20 protein-coding genes are annotated in these 18,560 nt (G+C 67.3%); 14 read left to right on the top strand and 6 right to left on the bottom strand.

The genetic code is table 11. The annotated features are described in order from the left end of the window. The first annotated feature begins 130 nt into the window (after positions 1 to 130). Entirely contained in the window at positions 131 to 1,825 is a 1,695-nt protein-coding gene (locus tag HIV01_RS08085) for an alkaline phosphatase (RefSeq protein ID WP_200609466.1), read from the top strand. Positions 1,826 to 1,897: 72 nt separating this feature from the next. Here the strand turns inward: HIV01_RS08085 and HIV01_RS08090 are convergent, their stop codons facing one another. Beyond that, on the bottom strand, positions 1,898 to 2,317 hold the full coding sequence (locus HIV01_RS08090) for a CopD family protein (protein WP_200609468.1): 420 nt from the start codon (positions 2,315 to 2,317) through the stop codon (positions 1,898 to 1,900). 217 nt (positions 2,318 to 2,534) lie between these two features. On the opposite strand from HIV01_RS08090, the gene HIV01_RS08095 reads away from it, so the two are divergent. The 3 genes from HIV01_RS08095 (at position 2,535) to HIV01_RS08105 (ending at position 4,857) form a co-directional block, all read left to right on the top strand. Next, complete coding sequence (locus tag HIV01_RS08095; RefSeq protein WP_200609470.1) at positions 2,535 to 3,143, top strand: class I SAM-dependent DNA methyltransferase; 609 nt, start codon at positions 2,535 to 2,537, stop codon at positions 3,141 to 3,143. A gap of 84 nt (positions 3,144 to 3,227) precedes the next feature. Next, positions 3,228 to 4,520 carry a polyhydroxyalkanoate depolymerase gene (locus HIV01_RS08100; protein ID WP_200609472.1) on the top strand — a complete coding sequence of 431 codons (1,293 nt, stop codon included), beginning with the start codon at positions 3,228 to 3,230 and terminating at the stop codon, positions 4,518 to 4,520. Positions 4,521 to 4,578: 58 nt separating this feature from the next. Then, positions 4,579 to 4,857, top strand: coding sequence for a TFIIB-type zinc ribbon-containing protein (locus HIV01_RS08105; RefSeq protein WP_200609474.1), 279 nt, complete (start codon positions 4,579 to 4,581; stop codon positions 4,855 to 4,857). 84 nt (positions 4,858 to 4,941) lie between these two features. Here the strand turns inward: HIV01_RS08105 and HIV01_RS08110 are convergent, their stop codons facing one another. Then, the gene (locus HIV01_RS08110; RefSeq protein WP_200609476.1) at positions 4,942 to 5,868 is read right to left on the bottom strand and encodes a sensor domain-containing protein; all 927 of its coding nucleotides are present in this window, start codon (positions 5,866 to 5,868) and stop codon (positions 4,942 to 4,944) included. Then, entirely contained in the window at positions 5,865 to 6,230 is a 366-nt protein-coding gene (locus HIV01_RS08115; protein ID WP_200609478.1) for a PadR family transcriptional regulator, read from the bottom strand. Before HIV01_RS08115 ends, HIV01_RS08110 begins: the two co-directional genes overlap by 4 nt. A 197-nt stretch (positions 6,231 to 6,427) precedes the next feature. Between HIV01_RS08115 and HIV01_RS08120 the strand changes: the two genes are divergently transcribed. Next, positions 6,428 to 6,865 carry a hypothetical protein gene (locus HIV01_RS08120; protein ID WP_200609480.1) on the top strand — a complete coding sequence of 146 codons (438 nt, stop codon included), beginning with the start codon at positions 6,428 to 6,430 and terminating at the stop codon, positions 6,863 to 6,865. 310 nt (positions 6,866 to 7,175) lie between these two features. Continuing rightward, the gene (locus tag HIV01_RS08125; RefSeq protein WP_200609558.1) at positions 7,176 to 8,060 is read left to right on the top strand and encodes a peptidylprolyl isomerase; all 885 of its coding nucleotides are present in this window, start codon (positions 7,176 to 7,178) and stop codon (positions 8,058 to 8,060) included. 38 nt (positions 8,061 to 8,098) lie between these two features. Here the strand turns inward: HIV01_RS08125 and speG are convergent, their stop codons facing one another. Continuing rightward, complete coding sequence (speG, locus tag HIV01_RS08130) at positions 8,099 to 8,662, bottom strand: spermidine N1-acetyltransferase (RefSeq protein WP_200609482.1); 564 nt, start codon at positions 8,660 to 8,662, stop codon at positions 8,099 to 8,101. A gap of 114 nt (positions 8,663 to 8,776) precedes the next feature. On the opposite strand from speG, the gene HIV01_RS08135 reads away from it, so the two are divergent. After that, positions 8,777 to 9,070, top strand: a complete 294-nt coding sequence (locus HIV01_RS08135) for a hypothetical protein (RefSeq protein ID WP_158731763.1) — start codon at positions 8,777 to 8,779, stop codon at positions 9,068 to 9,070. Positions 9,071 to 9,088: 18 nt separating this feature from the next. Here HIV01_RS08135 and HIV01_RS08140 read toward each other — a convergent pair whose 3' ends face one another. Beyond that, positions 9,089 to 9,976, bottom strand: coding sequence for a DUF2785 domain-containing protein (locus HIV01_RS08140; protein ID WP_200609484.1), 888 nt, complete (start codon positions 9,974 to 9,976; stop codon positions 9,089 to 9,091). Position 9,977: 1 nt separating this feature from the next. After that, positions 9,978 to 10,763, bottom strand: a complete 786-nt coding sequence (locus tag HIV01_RS08145; RefSeq protein ID WP_245156947.1) for a DUF4349 domain-containing protein — start codon at positions 10,761 to 10,763, stop codon at positions 9,978 to 9,980. Between the two features lie 138 nt (positions 10,764 to 10,901). On the opposite strand from HIV01_RS08145, the gene HIV01_RS08150 reads away from it, so the two are divergent. From HIV01_RS08150 to HIV01_RS08180, 7 genes are all read left to right on the top strand, one after another. After that, positions 10,902 to 13,151, top strand: coding sequence for an FdhF/YdeP family oxidoreductase (locus tag HIV01_RS08150; protein ID WP_200609486.1), 2,250 nt, complete (start codon positions 10,902 to 10,904; stop codon positions 13,149 to 13,151). 24 nt (positions 13,152 to 13,175) lie between these two features. Further along, on the top strand, positions 13,176 to 13,412 hold the full coding sequence (locus HIV01_RS08155; protein WP_200609488.1) for a helix-turn-helix domain-containing protein: 237 nt from the start codon (positions 13,176 to 13,178) through the stop codon (positions 13,410 to 13,412). Continuing rightward, positions 13,409 to 14,215: a formate dehydrogenase accessory sulfurtransferase FdhD gene (gene fdhD / locus HIV01_RS08160; protein WP_200609490.1), complete on the top strand. Its 807-nt coding sequence runs from the start codon at positions 13,409 to 13,411 to the stop codon at positions 14,213 to 14,215. Before HIV01_RS08155 ends, fdhD begins: the two co-directional genes overlap by 4 nt. Before the next feature lie 143 nt (positions 14,216 to 14,358). Then, on the top strand, positions 14,359 to 16,176 hold the full coding sequence (locus HIV01_RS08165; RefSeq protein ID WP_200609492.1) for a DUF885 domain-containing protein: 1,818 nt from the start codon (positions 14,359 to 14,361) through the stop codon (positions 16,174 to 16,176). Between the two features lie 59 nt (positions 16,177 to 16,235). Beyond that, a complete protein-coding gene (locus HIV01_RS08170) occupies positions 16,236 to 16,652 on the top strand; it encodes a VOC family protein (RefSeq protein ID WP_245156948.1) in 417 nt (138 codons plus the stop codon). A gap of 3 nt (positions 16,653 to 16,655) precedes the next feature. Continuing rightward, positions 16,656 to 17,477, top strand: coding sequence for a DUF72 domain-containing protein (locus tag HIV01_RS08175; protein WP_200609495.1), 822 nt, complete (start codon positions 16,656 to 16,658; stop codon positions 17,475 to 17,477). Positions 17,478 to 17,591: 114 nt separating this feature from the next. Next, complete coding sequence (locus HIV01_RS08180) at positions 17,592 to 18,560, top strand: aldo/keto reductase (RefSeq protein WP_200609496.1); 969 nt, start codon at positions 17,592 to 17,594, stop codon at positions 18,558 to 18,560.

The raw sequence follows: 18,560 nt of genomic DNA on the forward strand, positions 1-18,560 counted from the left end.
CTTTACCTGTCGGATTTGCACGATATCCCAGCCGGAACTGGGCTGCGACCCCGTGAGTGCAACGCCGGTGTCCCAGCACTGCAATAACGCACTGCATAATCGCGGTTTCGCCTGCCGATACCCCTGCCCGATGTCCCGACTGCCGCACGCTTGCTTTGCCCTCGCCGCCACCCTGCTGGCCAGCGCCTGCACCAGCCAGGGCGTGCGCCCGGCCTCTGCAGGCACCGCGCTGGCTGTCGACGTGCCCGTCATCGCGCACCCGAAGGATGAGACGCCTGCCTGGTGGTTCCGCGACGGCGCAGCACAGGCCGCACAGCGTGGCGCCATGTCGGGCAAGGCGAAGAACGTGATCCTGTTCGTCGGCGACGGCATGAGCCTGACCACGGTTGCCGCCGCGCGCATCCTCGACGGCCAGCGCAAGGGCGGCCCCGGCGAGGACAACCGGCTGAGCTGGGAGCGCTTCCCCGCCACCGCGTTGAGCAAGACCTACAACACCGACTCGCAGACGCCCGACTCGGCCGGCACCATGAGTGCCATGGCCACCGGCGTGAAGACGCGCGCCGGCGTGCTCAGCATCGGCCAGCAGGCGGCGCGCCGGAATTGCGCGGAAGCCCTGCAGGCACCGATCCTGACGTTGTGGGAACTGGCCGCGAGCCAGGGCCTGGGTACCGGCGTGGTCACCACCACCCGCGTCACCCACGCCACGCCGGGCGCGACCTTTACCCACTCGGCCGAAAGAAACTGGGAAAACGACGTCGATCTGCCCGACGAGGCGAAGGCTGCCGGCTGCATCGACATCGCGCGCCAGCTGGTCGAAACGCCGTACGGCAACGGACCGGACGTGCTGATGGGCGGCGGCCGCGGCGAGTTCATGACTGCCCAGCAGTCCGATCCGGAGTACGACGACAAGGTTGGCCAGCGCCTCGACGGCCGCGACCTGATCGCGCAGTGGAAGCAGCGCCATCCCGACGGCACCTATGTCTGGAATGCGCAGCAGTTCGCCGCCGCGCCGAAGCAGGGTCCGCTGCTTGGACTGTTCGAGTACGACCACATGCAGTTCTCGCACGACCGCCCGAAGGACGGCGCCGGCGAGCCGACGCTGGCGGAGATGACCCGCGCCGCGATCACGCGCCTGCAGCACAACAGCAACGGTTACGTGCTGCTGGTCGAAGGCGGCCGCATCGACCACGCCAACCACTACGGCAATGCCTATCGCGCGCTCACCGACACCATTGCCCTGAGCGAAGCGGTGCAAGCTGCGGCTGAGGCAACGTCGGCCGACGACACGCTGATCCTGGTCACGGCCGACCACTCGCACACGCTGAGCTTCGTCGGCTACCCGGTGCGCGGCAATCCGATCCTCGGCAAGGTCCGTGGCGCAAGCGGCGAGGAAGGCGAGAACGGCGACTACGCCATCGACGCACTCGGCCTGCCTTACGCCACGTTGAGCTACAGCAATGGTCCCGGCTATGTCGGCGCGAGCGCGCAGCAGGCCGAGGGCCCGAAGAAATTCCTGCACTCGGTCAGCGGCGTGCAGATCCCCAAGCGCGGCCGCCCCGACCTGCGCAATGTCGACACCCAGGACCCGGACTACCTGCAGGAAGCGCTGATGCCGATGAGCGCCGAATCGCACGGCGGCGATGACGTCGGCATCTGGGCACGCGGCCCTGGCAGCGAGGCGGTGCGCGGCAGCGTCGAGCAGAACACGATCTTCCACTTCATGCTGCAGGCGATGCCGAAGCTGCGCGACGGCCTGTGCAAGGCCGGCGACTGCGACGGCAACGGCGTGCCGGTGACGCTGCCGGACCCGGCGAAGTTCCGCTGAGGGTCCGAGACCCAGCGTCGCGACACCCCACACCGTTCGTCCGCTCAGGACGAACGGTGTTGAGGGGACTGATCAGAACGGCTTGGCGATCACCAGGTACACGATCGCCACCAGCAGCAGCACCGGCAGCTCGTTGAACCAGCGCAGCGCCTTCGACGAAGGCAGCGCCTTGCCTGCTTCCACGCCCTTGAGCCAGCGCCCGCTGACGATGAAGTACGCCAGCATCACCGCGACCAGCGCGAGCTTGGCATGCAGCCAGCCGCCGCTAATCTTGAAGTGCAGCCACAGCGTCAGGCCGAGCACGAAGGCGAGGCCGAACATGATGTGGCCGAAGCGGTAGAGGCGCTTGCCCATCAGCACCAGGCGCGCGCGCACGGCCGCGTCGTCGCCGGCTTCGGCGAGGTTGACCAGGATCCGCGGCAGGTAGAACACCCCGCCCATCCAGGCCATCACGAAAACGAGGTGCGCGGTCTTGGTCCAGAGATAGGCCATTGGGTTCTGCTCCGAAATGCGGGCAATAGGATGGCATACCTGCCCGTCCTCCCATGACCGTCATCGCGGCGAACGCCGGGACATCCTCCTCAACGTCATCGCGGCGAATGCCGGGACATCCTCCTCAACGTCATCCCGGCGAACGCCGGGATCCATCTGCCTCTGCGCTGATCGATTACGATGCCCCGTCCCGCGCCGGCCGCAATCGATCGATCCGATGAGCAAGCAGTACGACCAGAGCTACTTCGACCGCTGGTACCGCAAGGGCGCCAGCAAGGACCACGCCGTCGGCAGTGGTGCGCGGCTGGCGCGCAAGGTCGCACTGGCCGTGGCCACCGCCGAGTACCACCTGGAGCGGCCGATCCGCAGCGTGCTCGACATCGGTTGCGGCGAAGGCGCCTGGCGCGCACCGCTGCTGAAGCTGCGGCCGAAGCTGCAATACCTGGGTTTCGACAGCAGCGAATATGCGATCGCCCGCTACGGCGCGCGCCGCAACCTGCATCTGGCGCGTTTCAGTGACTTCCAGCACCTGCGTCCGTGCCCGCCGGTGGACCTGCTGGTGTGCAGCGACGTGATGCATTACCTGGACACGCGCGAACTCGATCGCGGCCTGCCGGCATTGGCCGAGCTGTGCGGCGGCGTCGCCTTCCTGGAAACCTTCACCCGCGAAGACGAGACCGACGGCGACAACCACGAGTTCAAGCAGCGGCCGGCGCGCTTCTATCGCCAGCGCTTCCAGGCACTCGGCCTGACCGCACTGGGTTCGCACCTGTGGCTGGCCCCTGCCCTTGCAGAGCGTCTGGTCGCCCTCGAACATCCCGGTTGAGCGCAAAAGCCCAATTCAGTTTCAAGCCCCGCCGATCCCTTATGCTGCGACGCAGCAAACCGCCAACCTGACCGGATTCGACGAATGCTCTATCAGATGCACGAGCTTGGGCGCGCCTGGATGGCCCCGATGACGTACTGGGCCGAAGCCAGCGCCAAGATCTTCGGTGCCAACGGCGGATGGTTGTCGTCGTTGCCGGGCGCGGCGCAGGCCGCCGCCGGCTACGAACTGATGTACCGGATCGGCAAGGACTACGAGAAGCCCGAGTTCGGCATCCACTCGGTCGACATCGACGGCGTGGCCTACCCCGTCGTCGAGCGCGAGATGCTGCGCAAGCCGTTCTGCCGGCTGCTGCGCTTCAAGCGCTACGCCGACGATGCCGGCAATCTGCGCGATCTCAAGGACGACCCGCCGGTGCTGGTTGTCGCGCCGCTGTCGGGCCACCACGCCACGCTGCTGCGCGATACCGTGCGCACGCTGCTGCGCGACCACAAGGTCTACATCACCGACTGGGTCGATGCGCGCATGGTGCCGACCAGCGACGGCGAGTTCTCGCTCGACGACTACGTCGCGTACGTCGAGGAATTCATCCGCCACATCGGCGCCAAGTCGCTGCATGTGATCAGCGTCTGCCAGCCGACCGTGCCGGTGCTGGCCGCGGTGTCGCTGATGGCCGCGCGTAGCGAGGACACGCCGCGTTCGCTGGTGATGATGGGCGGCCCGATCGACACCCGCCAGAACCCGACCAAGGTCAACGACCTGGCCACCGACAAGCCGCTGGCGTGGTTCGAGAACAACCTGATCCACCACGTGCCGCAGAACTATCCGGGGCACGGCCGCCGCGTCTATCCGGGCTTCCTGCAGCACGTCGGCTTCGTGGCGATGAACCCCGAGCGCCACTTCACCTCGCACTGGGACTTCTACCAGGACCTGGTCAAGGGCGACCTCGACGATGCCGCCGCGCATCGCCGCTTCTACGACGAGTACAACGCCGTGCTCGACATGCCGGCCGAGTACTACCTGCAGACGGTGCGCATCGTGTTCCAGGAACACCTGCTGCCGCGGGGCCTGTGGGAGGTGCGTGGCGAGCGCGTCGATCCTTCGCGCATCCACGGCACCGCCCTGCTGACGATCGAAGGTGAGCTGGACGACATCTCCGGCCAGGGCCAGACCCGCGCCGCGCACACGCTGTGCACGGGCGTGTCGGAAGCCGACCGGGAGCACCTGACCGTCAAGGGCGCCGGCCATTACGGCATCTTCAGCGGCCGCCGCTGGCGCACTCAGGTGTATCCGCAGGTACGGGATTTCATCGCCCGTTATGCGGGCTCTGCTGAAATTCCGGTCGAATCGACCGTGGATGCACCGGCCAAGCCTTGATTCAAGGGCGCTTCGCCCAGATCACGAAGGTATCCCAAGCCGAGCAAAGGAACCTTCGATGGATTGTCCTGTCTGCCGCGACGTGAAACTGGCGATGACCGATCGCCAGGGCATCGAGATCGATTACTGCCCGCAATGCCGCGGCGTCTGGCTTGACCGCGGCGAGCTCGACAAGCTCATCGAGCGCGCCACCGCTGACGGCAGCCGTCAGCCGGCGCAGCGACCGCAGCATGGCCCGCCGCCGTCGCCGTACCAGTCGCGCGATTCACACGGCGGCTATTCCGAGCACCGGCACAAGAAGAAGAAAAACCTGCTGGGCGAGCTGTTCGACTTCTGAGCCTCCCTCACCGTCATCCCGGCGTACGCCGGGATCACTTTGACTGTCATCCCGGCGTACGCCGGGATCCAGGGGCCGTCGCGCTCAGTTGTACTGCGCCGTCTTGACCAGCATGTGCTTGGCCAGCAACCCGTGCATCTGGCCGAACAGGCGCACCAGGTGCATCGTCGCGAACAGCAGCAGCACGCCGCCCACTATCGTCAGCGGCCACAGCCACGGCTCGGCCGCGCCGAACACCATGATGTCGTCGACATACAGGTGCGAGCCAAACCCGAGCAGCAGCGCGATCGGCGCCGCGATCATCGACAGCGATACCGTCAGTCCGGCTACGGTCACGACGAAGTAGAGGATGCCCAGCGGCAGCATCATCAGGAAGTAGAGCTGCGTGGCCCAGGTGCGCGGATCGATGAAGAGGTCCTTGATGCGCTCCAGCAACGGCTGCCCGCGGGTGCCGTAGAGCGGCCGGCGCGGCATGCGCTCGCCGAGCATGGTCTCGACGATGCGGCCCTCGACCAGCGACAGCATCTTCACCGAGCCGAAGTACAGGATTACGAACGGAATGCCGATGATCAGCACGCCCAGGCCGGCCGACAGCGAGATGCCCGTGACCACCCAGGTGAAATAGAAGATGCCGGTGGCCAGCGACAGCAGCATGTAGAACAGCGCGCCGTACGTGCGCGGCTCGGCGATCACGCCGAAGAACTGGCCAAGCAGCGACTTGCGCGGCGGCGGCGCCGGCGGGCGCAGCGCGGTCTGCACCTTGACCTCGGTGTCGCGGTAGATGTCGGCAACTTCGTCCGGGGCGCCGTAACTGCTGGCGACGGCGACGATGACATCGGCCTCGGACTTGCCGGGGTTCTCCGCCAGTTCCGAGCGCAGGTATTCCTCGGCGTCGTACAGCGCGTCCTGCACCAGCGCCGGATCGGCGCCGGCCAGTGAGCGACGCAGGTGTTCCAGGTATTCGGGGATGGTGCTCGGCAGGCCGGCAGTGCTGGAGTTGAACGCGTTCATTTGTCAGGTCCTTCAAGGACGGTATCGACGGAATCACGGGTGGCGCGCCAGGCGGTGATCCATTCGTGCAGGACCGCACGGCCGGCTTCGGTGATCTGGTAGTAACGACGCGGCGGACCCGACATCGACGGTTCGACGTGACTGTCGAGCAGGCCGGCAGCACCGAGGTTGCGCAGCACCGGATACAGCGCGCTCTGCTTGCCGCTGAGCACGCCCTCCCCGGTCCGCTCCAGGCGCTTGGCGATCTGGTAGCCGTACATCGGCTCGCTCGCCGCGGCCAGGACCGCCAGCAGCACCAGCGACACGGTGCCGGCACTGAGCTCCTTCTGGAATTTGCGCAGCTGGCTGTCGAGGTCGGTCATGGCACTGGGTCCACGGAGTCTTGGCGGGCGGGGGTCCCGCTATGCTGATGGCAACACTACTATCAAGTTCTATATACAGAACCTGCCATTAGTCATGACCCCGTCGGAGGGCTGGTCATGGCCTTGCCGCCCCTTCGACCACGTCCCTGTTATCAAGGCCTTGCGCCGCACTCCAGGCGGCGAGGAGGAGGATCGCGATGCCACGGGGTGACAAATCCGCCTATACCGACAAGCAGAAGCGCCAGGCCGAACACATCGAAGACAGCGAACGCGAGCGCGGCATGCCCGAAGAGGATGCCGAGCGCATCGCCTGGGCGACGGTCAACAAGCAGGACGGCGGTGGCAAGAAGTCCGGCTCGGGCCGCAAGAGTGCGAAGAAGGCCACCAAGAAAGCGACGAAGAAGACTGCCGCCAGGAAGGCAACGAAGAAGGCCACCAGGAAGGTTGCGAAGAAGGCGACGAAGAAGACCGTCGCCAGGAAGACAACCAAGAAGACCGCGAGGAAGGCAACAAAGAAGGTCGCGAAGAAGGTCGCGAAGAAGGCAACGAAGAAAGCTGCAAAGAAGACCGCGCGAAAGACAGTACGCAAGCGGACGGCCAGCCGGCGCGCCGGTTCGAACGGCGCATCATCCTGACCGAGCGCGGCATAGTCCGGCAGTCGTTCTGACCACCGGCGTTCCGGCGCGGCTGAAAGGGCTGGCCGCGACGCAGGGGCTGGGCCAGAATCTGCCTGTTCATCTCAGGGGGTAAGTCGTGTCGAAGTCATGCCTGTCGCATCAACGCCTGTCCAGGGCACGCAACTGGTCGTTCGCCCTGCTCTCGTCGGCGTTGCTGCTGGCGGTCTCCGCAGCCGGCGCCGCAACTCCCAAACCGGCCGCTCCCCAGCCGGCCGCTCCCCAACCGGCCGCACCCGAGCCGGCCGCTGCCGCGCCCAAGCCGCGCTCGATGCAGGAAATCCTGGATGCGTCCGCACCGTCGGACTGGCGCGTCCCGGACCCGAAGAACACGCTTTACCTTGATCTCGACAGCGGCCAGGTCGTGATCGAACTGGCGCCGGCATTCGCACCGGCGCACGTGGCAAACATCCGCGCCATGGCCAAGAACGGCTACTGGAACGGGATGAGCATCAACCGTTCGCAGGACAACTTCGTCGTGCAGTGGGGCGACCCGGCCGAGGAAGACAAGGACCGCAAGCCGATGGGCCGCGGCACCAAGCCCAAGCTGCCGGCGGAGTTCGCGCGCAAGTCCGATGGCCTGCCGTTCGATCGCCTGCCCGATGCCGATGGCTGGGCACCGCAGGTCGGCTTCTCCAACGGCTTCCCGGCCGGTCGCGATCCGGCGACCAACACCGCCTGGATGGCGCACTGCTATGGCGCCGTCGGTGCCGGTCGCGATGTCGCCGCCGATTCCAGCAACGCCACCGAGCTGTATGTCGTCACCGGCCAGTCGCCGCGCCAGCTCGATCGCAACATCACCCTCGTCGGTCGCGTGATCAAGGGCATGGAGTTGCTGTCGGTGCTGCCGCGCGGTACCGGCCCGCTGGGCTTCTACGAGCAGCCTTCGCAGCGCACGCCGATCCGCTCGGTGCGCCTGGCCGCCGATGTGCCGAAGAAGGACCGCGTCGCGATCGAAGTGCTGCGCACCGACACGCCGCTGTTCACCGACCTGGTCGAGTCGCGCCGCAACCGCCGCGACGAGTGGTACAAGCACATGGCCGGCCACATCGACCTGTGCAACGTGCCGCTGCCCACGCGCGCACCGCCGCCGAAGCCGGTGAAGCCGGCGACTGCGCCGAAGTCGAAGGCCAAGCCGAAGACGAAGAAGCGCTGAAAGATGCCGTCATCCCGGCGCACGCCGGGATGACGGGATCATGGCGCGGTTCGCACCTGACTGGGTTCGCGATTCAGTGCCTCGTCCTGGAACAGGCACATCCGCACCACGTCGTGGTAGCGGCCGTCGCTGAAGAACTCGTCGATCAGCACGCCCTCGCGGCGGAAGCCTGCTTCGTCGTAGATTTTGATCGCGCGCTCGTTGTCGACGTCGACCAGCAGATAGAGCTTGTACAGATTCAGCACGCGAAAGGCGTAGTTGATCGCCAGCCGCGTCGCCTCGCGTGCATAGCCGTGGTTCTGCTGCTCGGGCGAGATCATGATCAGGAACTCGGCACGGCGGTGCAGGTGGTCGATCTCGACCAGTTCGACCAGGCCGACGCGTTCATGCGCGCCATCCTCGACGATGAAGCGGCGTTCGGACTGATCGTGGATGTGCTTGCGGTACAGCTCCTCAAGCTCGACGAACGATTCGTACGGCTCCTCGAACCAGTAGCCCATCACGCTGCGGTTGTTGTTGAGCACATGGACGAAATGCAGGTCGCCACGCTCCAGTGGCCGCAGGGTGACGCCGGTCGGTGGGGTTCGGGTGTCTGTATCCATGGCGGCAACCCTACTCCATCACCGTGACACCACGGCGTGTAGCCGGCGCGCCATCACGCGGTCTTATCCCGCCGGTCAATAGCCTCGTATGGCCCCATCCCAAAGGCCCCTGCCATGCCCTTGATGCGTCTACGAGTGACCGGCAGCGACGACAGCGTCCGCGCCATCAGCAACCTCCTCACCAGCCTCGACGGCATCGAACACATCGAGGAGGTGGACGACCTGATGTCGCACCTGGACGACGACGATTCGAGTTCGGCCGGCCTCGTCGATGACCAGGGACCGGGGCAGCACGCCCTGGAGATCGAGGCTCCCAACCTGGCCACCGCGGCGCGGGTGCGCGACGCGGTCGAGGCGCTGGCCTTCGATCTCGACGTGCTGGTGGAGTTCGATACCGAAGAGGACTGACCCCTCCGGTATCGAATGTCAGGGCAGTGCCTTGAGCGCCGCGGTCACACCCGGCAGCAGCGTCTTGACGCGCGGGTCCGTGGACAGATCGGCCTCGACGTAGACCGCTTCCAGGAACGCGCTCAGATCATGCCGGCGCCCGAGCCAGGCGCTGTCGCGCCATGCCAGCGCCGGATCGCCGAGCCGCGGCAGCATCGCAGCGAACCAGGCCGTCCACGCCGCCTCGTCGCGGACGCCGCGTTGCGCCGCATACACCAGCGGCGCCGCCATCCGCTGCGGCTCGCCGAAGATGTAGGCGTGGCCGCTGGCGGGAACCACCTGCACCGCGATGGCATCGACGATGCGGTTCAACTGCGGCCCGTCCAGGGCCGGATTCAGGCTCAGCTGCATCAGCCAGTCGGCGCCGTGGGCGACACCGTGGCGCCAGCCGACGTCGGCCTCGAAGCCGCGATAGTCACGCACCGACGTGAAGTACGTCGCAGCGCGCACCACGATCGTCGCCCGCTCCGCCGGCGTCATCCATGGCGTGGTGCGGTCGGTGCGCGCCACTTCGGCCAGCACCAGTGCCGCGAACGGCCAGCGCACGCCATCGGGATCGGGCTCGGACAGCATCGCGTACAGGCGCTCGCGCATCGGCCGCAATGTTTCCGGTGCCAGCTCGCCCTTGCGCATCCACGCCGCCAGTCCCTCGTAGGCGATGCCGTCGCGCACTTGCGGATTGGTTTCGCCTAGGCAGTCCAGCAGTGCCAGAGCCAGGGACGCGCGCTCGCCGGGATCGGCGACCACGAACTGTGAATGCTTCAGCGCTTGGAGCTTCTCCACGCTCCAGCCGTCGGGTGGGCACGTGCCTGCCATTGCCGGCGTCGATGCAAGCAGCAGCGTCAATGCCAGAACCATGGTGCGCATGTCAGCGCCCTCCTCGTCGGCGCAGGCGCCGCCACAACCACACCGCCACCAGCACCACCAGTCCCAGCGGAATCAGGAACGCCGCGGCGCGGATCGTCCATGCAGTGCCCATCGCCAGGGTCTCGCCGAAATCCCGCAGGGCCTGGCCGATTTCGCTGCGACCGCTCTGCCCGGCCGGCGGCAGGAACGAGATGGTGAGCTTCTGCGTGTCGATGCGCATGCGGTGCTGCGCGCCTTCCTGCTCGGCCGCCTGCAACTGCGCCTCGACCTCGGCAAGCTGCCGCGAGAGCGCGATCATGTCGGCGACGGCAAGATCGCGTCGCTGCTGGAACGCCTGGAGCTGGGTGCGCTCATTCTGCAATCGCTGGCGCTGGAGGTCGTTGTCGCGCACGGCCACGGCCAAGTCCTCGGCGTGCGTGCGGCGATGGCCGATTTCGCCGTCCTTGCCGGCCAGGCTGATCAGCGGCTCGACGCCGGCCGGCACCACGCGCACGGTCAGGCTGGCGCTGCGCGTGTCGCCGGCCTGCTGGTCGACATCGAGCACGGTGCAGTCACCGACGCGCTGCTGGCTGCACGCATCGCGCACGGTCTGAAGCCGCTGCGGAATCTGCCCGGCGTCCAGCCAGACGACGACACTGTGTTCGTAGGCCAGCATCGAGCCGGCGCGGTTGGCGGTGGCCTGCGCGGGCGCCGAACCGCCGGCATCCATGCCGCTGCGCTTTTCGCTGCAACCCGCCAACGCCACCAGTACCGCCAGCATGGCAGGCACTACAAAGCTGATGCGCATTCCCGCCCCTCTTGAAGTCAACGGTCGCGACTATGCCACGAGCGGACCAGTGTCGGACGGGGCTTCAGCCCGGAGCGACGGCAACAGGCCTATCATCGGCGCATGCCGGCGCGACCGCCGGCAGACGACCGAATGCAGATGACCGACAACAAGCCCATCGACCCGTACGAAAAGCCCGCCGGTGGCTGGGATGCACTGAAGAGTTCCTGGCAGGCCCTGCGCGAGCAGCAGGTGGTGGTCAAGGGTGCCAGCACATTGCTGCGCGCCAATCAGCCGCGCGGCTTCGACTGCCCGGGTTGCGCCTGGCCGGACCGCAATGTGCATTCGACGTTCGAGTTCTGCGAGAACGGCGTCAAGGCGGTCGCCAACGAGGCGACGTCCAAGCGGGTGACGCGCGAGTTCTTCGCCGCGAACAGCGTCAGCGAACTGGCGCAGTGGGAGGATCGCCTGCTCGAAGCGGAGGGTCGCCTGACCGAGCCGATGGTCTACGACGCCGGCAGTGACCATTACCGCCCGATCGACTGGGACGGCGCGTTCGCGATGGTGGCTGACGCCCTCAATGCCTTGCCGTCACCCGACGAGGCGATCTTCTACACCTCCGGCCGCACCTCCAACGAGGCGGCGTTCCTCTACCAGCTGTTCGTGCGCGAGTACGGCACCAACAACCTGCCCGACTGCTCGAACATGTGCCACGAGGCGTCGGGCGTGGCGCTGACCGAGCAGCTGGGCAGCGGCAAGGGCTCGGTCACGCTGGAGGATTTCGAGCTCGCCGATGCGATCTTCATCTTCGGCCAGAATCCCGGCACCAATCATCCGCGCATGCTCGGCGAGCTGCGCACGGCGGCGCGCCGCGGCTGCCGCATCGTCGTGTTCAATCCGCTGCGGGAACGCGGACTGGAACGTTTCGCCAACCCGCAGTCGCCGGCCGACATGCTTGGCGGCAGCGGCACGCGCATCGCTTCGGAGTACTACCAGCCACGCATCGGCGGCGATCTCGCGGTGGCGACGGCGCTGGCCAAGGTGGTGGTCGAACGCGGCGCGGTCGATGCCGACTTCATCGCCGCCCATACCAGCGGCTTCGATCAGTTCGCGTCGTCGCTGCGCGCCACGGCCTGGGACACGCTGGAACGCGAGTCGGGCCTGACCCGCGCCGAACTCGAACACGCCGCGCAGACCTACATCGACAGCCCGGCGACGATCCTGTGCTGGGGCATGGGCATCACCCAGCATGCACGCAGCGTCGCCACCATCCAGATGCTGGCCAACCTGCTGCTGCTGCGCGGAAACATCGGCCGGCCCGGCGCGGGCCCCTGCCCGGTGCGCGGCCATTCCAACGTGCAAGGTGATCGCACGATGGGCATCTACGAGCAGCCGTCGCCGGCGTTCCTCGATCGTCTCGGCGCCGAGTTCGACTTCCAGCCGCCGCGCGCGCACGGCCACGACACCATCGCCGCGATCGAGGCCATGCATGACGGGCGTGCCGGTGTGTTCTTCGCCATGGGCGGCAACTTCGCCGCGGCCACGCCCGACAGCGCGCGCGTCATCGAGGCGCTGCGCCGCTGCCAGCTCACCGTGCACGTCAGCACCAAGCTCAACCGCTCGCACCTGGTGCACGGGCGACAGGCGCTGATCCTGCCGTGCCTGGGGCGCACCGAGATCGACCTGCAGGCCTCGGGCCCGCAGGCGGTGACCGTTGAGGACTCGATGAGCATGGTGCACCTGTCGTCGGGCATGAACCCGCCGGCCTCGGATCAGTTGCTGTCGGAGCCGGCGATCGTCGCGCGCCTGGCCGCGGCGACGCTGCCGCAAAGCCGCACGCCGTGGTTGTGGCTGGTGGAAGACTACGACCGCATCCGTGATCGCATCGCCCGCGTCATCGACGGCTTCACCGATTTCAATTCGCGCGTGCGCGCCTCGGGCGGATTCCACCTGCGCCATCCCGGGCGCGAGCGGGAATTTCCGACCGCCAGCGGCAAGGCGACGTTCCATGCCCATCCGCTGCTGTCGGCGGATGAATCGCGGGACGGCAAGTTGTTCACCCTGATGACCATCCGCTCGCACGACCAGTACAACACCACCGTCTATGGTCTCGATGACCGCTACCGCGGCGTGCACGGCCTGCGCCGCGTGTGCTTCATCAACGCCGCCGACCTGCGCCGCCTTGGCTTCCAGGACGGCGAGCTGGTCGACATCACCTCGGTGTGGTCCGACGGCGAGCGCACGGTGAGCGGGTTCCGCCTGGTCGAGTACGACATCCCCGAAGGCTGCCTGGCCAGCTATTTCCCCGAGACCAACGCACTGGTTCCGCTCGACCACCATGCCGAACGCGCGCGCACGCCGGCGTCGAAGTCGATCCCGGTGCGGCTGGGTCGGAGCGTGGCGGCATGAGCGCGCTGTCATGAGCACGCTGTCATGAGTGAGGATTCAGCGCTGGCGCTGCTGCATCTGCTCGCGCAGGAAGACGGGCAATCGATCCACCGCGTCGCCAAGCGCCTTGGCCTAGGCCTGAGCGAACTGCAGCGGCTGCTGTCGGCACTGGGAAGCGATCCGCGTTTCGATGGCCTCGACCTGGTCGAGCAACGCGAGGACGGCGATCGCACCGTGTTGTGGCTCACTTCGCGCGGACGGCAGCTGTGCGGGACCACATGAGCGAAGCATTGAGCGAGGTGCAGGCGCTGCGCCTGCACGGCGACGCGCGCTTGCAGCACGACGACCGCGTGATCGTCGAGGCACCGGTGGCGTTGCTCTACAACGGCGAACCGTTCGTGGTGATGATGGCCACGCCCGAATCGCTGCCGGACTTCGCCCTCGGCTTTGCCCTGAGCGAAGGCATCGTCGCCAGCCCCGACGAGTTCCGCCTGGTCGATGTGGTGCGCCATGACGAAGGCATCGCCTTGCACGCCGCGATTCCGCAGGCGCGCTTCGACGCCCTGCAGGATCGGCGGCGTGGTCTGGAAGGCCGCAGCGGCTGCGGCTTGTGCGGCGTCGAATCGTTGCAGGCCGCGCTGCGTCCGGTGCCGCGCGTGGCCGCGCCGACGCCGGTCCGTGCGGCGGTGATCCATGCCGCGCTGGCCGCCCTTGCCGGGCAGCAGCCGCTCAACACGCACAGCGGCGGTGTGCATGCCGCGGGTTTCGCCCATGACGGCGGGCTGCTGGTGCGCGAAGACGTCGGCCGGCACAACGCGCTCGACAAGCTGATCGGCGCAATGGCGGCACAGGCGCCACCGCTGCGCGCGCAGGACGGATTCCTGGTCATCACCTCGCGTGCGTCGTACGAGATCGTGCACAAGGCCGCAACCGCGGGCATGGCCATGGTGGTGGCCATCTCGGCCCCGACCGACCTGGCCATCCGCACCGCCGAAGCCGCCGGCATCACCCTGGCAGCGTTCGCCCGCGGCGGGCAGCTCAACGTCTACGCCCACCCTGACGGCATCGCCGCCGCCGGCGACTGACACGCCGGGAGGCCGCTTGCGACAGATTCGGCAAGGCAACCGGCGGCCCGACTCAACCAACGACCCATGCGGGCGACGCGCCGCTGGCGATATCCTGTGGAGATCGCGGCCTGCCGCCTGTTCCGAGACCTGCCATGCGTTCGTTGCGCCCCACCCTCCTCGCCGTCGCCGTGCTCAGCGCGACCCTCGCCGCCTGCCAGCCGCAGACCCCGCCGGCACCGGCCGACACCGCCGCCACGGCACCTGCCGCCCCGGCCTCCGATGCCGCCACCGACGCCCGCTTCGCCGAGATCTCGCAGCGCTGGCTCGACGGCTGGCTGCAGCTCAACCCGATCGCCGCGACCCAGATCGGCAAGCACGACTACGACAGCGAGGTCGATGACCTCAGCGCGGCCGGCCGGACCAAGCTCGTCGACTTCAGCAAGAAGCTGCTGACCGAGCTCGACGCGATCGACACCACCAAGCTCTCGCGCGAGAACCAGATCGACGCATCGATCCTGCGCAACCAGATCCGCGGCGACATCTGGGGCGTCGAGACGCTGCAGAGCTGGGCCTGGGATCCGCAGGTCTACAGCGGCCTGGCCGGCGGCGCGATCTACAACCTGATGGCGCGCGACTTCGCGCCGATGCCGCAGCGGCTGAAGTCGGCCACCGCGCGCATGCAGAAGATCCCGGGGATCTACGCGCAGATGCGCGAGAACCTCGACCCGGCACGCGTGCCGTCGATCCACGCCGAGACCGTCGCCAAGCAGAACGCCGGCGTGCTCAGCCTGATCGACACCTTCATCGTCCCCAACGCCGACCAGCTCAAGGGCGAGGATCGCAAGCAGCTCGACGCCGCCGTCGCCGGCCTGCGCAAGGCCGTGGCGGAGCAGCAGACCTGGCTCGACAAGACCCTGGTGCCGAACGCCAAGGGTGACTTCCGCATCGGCCAGACCCTGTACGACGAGAAGCTGCAGTTCTCGCTGAACTCCTCGCTGTCGCGCGCGGAGATCAAGCAGCGCGCCGAGTCCGAACTCAAGCGCGTGCGCGGCGAGATGTACGCCATCGCCCAGAACGTGCTCAAGGACAAGCCCAACGCACCGGAGCTGCCGGCCAATCCGACCCCGGACCAGCAGCAGAAAGCGATCGAGGCCGCGCTCGAGCTGGCCTACGCCGACAAGCCGGCACGCAACGAAGTGGTCGATTTCGCCAAGAAGACCCTCGCCGACGCGACCGACTTCACCCGCAAGCACGACCTGGTCACCGTGCCCAACGACCCGGTCAAGATCATCCTGATGCCGGAGTTCCAGCGCGGCGTCGCGGTGGCCTATTGCGATTCGCCGGGTCCGCTCGACAAGGGCCTGGACACCTACTACGCGATCTCGCCGATTCCGGACGACTGGGACGACAAGCAGGCCGACTCGTTCCTGCGCGAATACAACAGCCGCATGATCCACCTGCTGTCGATCCACGAAGCGATGCCGGGCCACTACCTGGAAGGCGCGCACTCGGCCAAGTCGCATTCGACCCTGCGTTCGGTGCTGCGCTCGGGCCTGTTCGCCGAGGGCTGGGCGGTCTACACCGAGGACATGATGGCCGACGCCGGTTACCTGGATAACGACCCGCTGTTCCGCCTGGTGCAGCTGAAGTTCTACCTGCGCACGATCGCCAACGCGATCCTCGACCAGGGCGTGCACGTGGACAACTGGAGCCGCGAGCAGGCGATGGAGCTGATGACCAAGCAGGCCTTCCAGCAGGAGCGTGAAGCGTCCGGCAAGTGGGTGCGCGCGCAGCTGACCTCGGCGCAGCTGCCGACGTACTTCGTCGGCGCGCAGGAGCACTTCGACATGCGCAAGGCAGTTGAGGCCAAGCTGGGCGACAAGTTCAACGCCAAGGCCTACCACGACCAGGTGCTGTCGTACGGCGCGCCGCCGGTGCGCTTCGTCCGCGAGATGATGCTGGACGAACCGATCAAGTAACGATGCACCACCCCTCTCCCGACTGCGGGAGAGGGGCTTCATCCAACGAGGAACCCGCCATGTCCCCCGGCAGCACGGTCATTCCCACCCTGGTCTACCGCGACGCACCCAAGGCCATCGACTGGCTGTGCGACGCATTCGGCTTCCAGCGCCAGGCGGTCCACGCCGACGGCGATGTAATCCTCCACGCGCAGCTCGTGCACGGCAGCGGCATGATCATGCTCGGCTCGGCCAACAAGGACGGCGAGTGGTCGCGGCTGATGATTCACCCCGATGAAACCGGCCAGCGCGCGACCCAGAGCATCTGCGTGATCGTCAGCGACGCGGACGCCCACTACGCGCAGGCAACCAGAGCCGGCGCACCAGTCGTGATCGATATCGCCGATCAGCCCTACGGTGGCCGCGGCTACGCCTGCCGCGACCTCGAAGGCCACCTGTGGTGGTTCGGCACCTACGACCCATGGAAGGACGCCTGAGCGATGGACGAATTCGGTAGCGGCCCGAAACCGGTCGACGGTATCCGCGTCGGCGTCGGCGGCTGGACCTACGTGCCCTGGCGCAGCAACTTCTACCCCAAGGGCCTGGTGCAGCGGCGCGAGCTCGAGTACGCCAGCCGCCATCTCAGCGCGATCGAGGTCAACGGCACCTACTACGGCTCGCAGAAACCGGCGACGTACGCGAAGTGGGCAGCGGAGACGCCGGACGGTTTCCTTTTCTCGGCCAAGGCGCCGATGCGGATCATGCAGTCGAAAACGCTGGCGAAGACCGGTCCGCAAATCGAGGACTTTGTCGGTGGCATCGCCTCGCTGGGTGATCGCCTCGGCCCGATCGTCTGGCAGTTCGACCAGGGGCCGCCGTTGCAGCGCGACACGTTCGCGCAGTTCCTCGCGCTGCTTCCCAACGAAGTCGAAGGCCGGCGACTGCGCCACGTGATCGACGTGCGCGACCATGCCTTCGTCGACCAGGACTACGTGGCGTTGCTGCGCCAGCACAACATGGCCGGCGTCTTCACCGATTCGTCCGAGCACCCGTCCTTCGCCGACGTCACCGCGGACTTCGTCTACGCGCGCCTGATGCAGACGCGCAGCGACATCGCCGATGGCTATCCCGACGACGAACTCGACCGCTGGGCAGCGCGTGCTCGCGAATGGTCGCAAGGCGGGCAGCCGGCCGACCTGCCCTATCTTGCGGCGCAACATGCCGACGGCGGGAAGCGTGACGTGTTCGTTTATTTCATCAGCGCAGCTAAGGAGCGCAACCCGGCGGCGGCGATGGCGCTGCTGCGGCGCCTGGGCGCCTGACGACACTCGGCTCGGCGCAGCGAGCACTCGCTCCATGCCCATCGGCACTGTCGTACGCGCCGCATCGACCGTATCAACGGCACAATCTCCGTTCACCCCGGAAGAGATCACGCCATGGCCAACCGTCGCGAGTTCATCTCCACCGCCACCCTGACCGCCGCGGGCATCGCCCTGGCGCCGCTGGTGGCTTGCAGCCAGGAAAAGCCGGCCGCCAGCGCTGCCGCGCCTGCGTCGGCAGCAGCCAAACCGTTCAAGGGCCCGTTGCTGACACGGGCGGTCCCCGCCACCGGCGAAAAGATCCCGGTGATCGGCATGGGCACGTCCGGCAGCTTCGAAGTCGGTACCGATGCCGGCGGCCGCGCGCCGCTGCGTGAAGTGCTCGATACCTTCGTCAATGCCGGCGGATCGCTGATCGATACCGCACCGACCTACTCCACCGCCGAAGACGTCCTCGGCGACCTGATCGCCGACGCCAAGGCGAGGCAGAAGCTCTTCATCGCCACCAAGTTGTCGGGCGTGAGCGGGCGCGAGGAAGGCCTGGCCCAGTTCAACGATTCGCTGCGCCGGCTCAAGACCGACAAGGTCGAGTTGCTGCAGGTCCACAACCTGCGCGATACCGCCGCGCAGATAGCACTCGCGCGCGAACTCAAGCAGCAGGGCAAGACGCGCTACGTCGGCCTCACCCACTACCGCGAGGACGGCCAGGCGCAGCTCGCCGACGAGATGCGCCAGTTCAAGCCCGACTGGGTGCAGATCAACTACTCGCCGGTGTCACGCGGCGCCGAAAAAACGATCTTTCCGTTGGCAAAGGAACTGGGCATCGCGGTGATGATCAACCGCGCCTTCGAGGACGGCCGGCTGATCTCGCAGATGCGCGACAAGCCGCTGCCACCGTGGGCGGCCGAAGTCGGCGCCGACTCCTGGGCGCAGCTGATCCTGAAGTACGTGCTCAGCCAGCCGGAAGTGACGGTGGTGATCCCGGCCACCTCGAAGGCCCGGCACCAGCTCGACAACCTCAAGGCGGGCACGGGCCAACTGCTCGATGCAAAGCAACGCGACGCGCTCGTCGCGGCGCTGGCCTGA

The sequence above is a fragment of the Lysobacter arenosi genome, from assembly GCF_016613475.2.
GTDB lineage: Bacteria > Pseudomonadota > Gammaproteobacteria > Xanthomonadales > Xanthomonadaceae > Lysobacter_J > Lysobacter_J arenosi.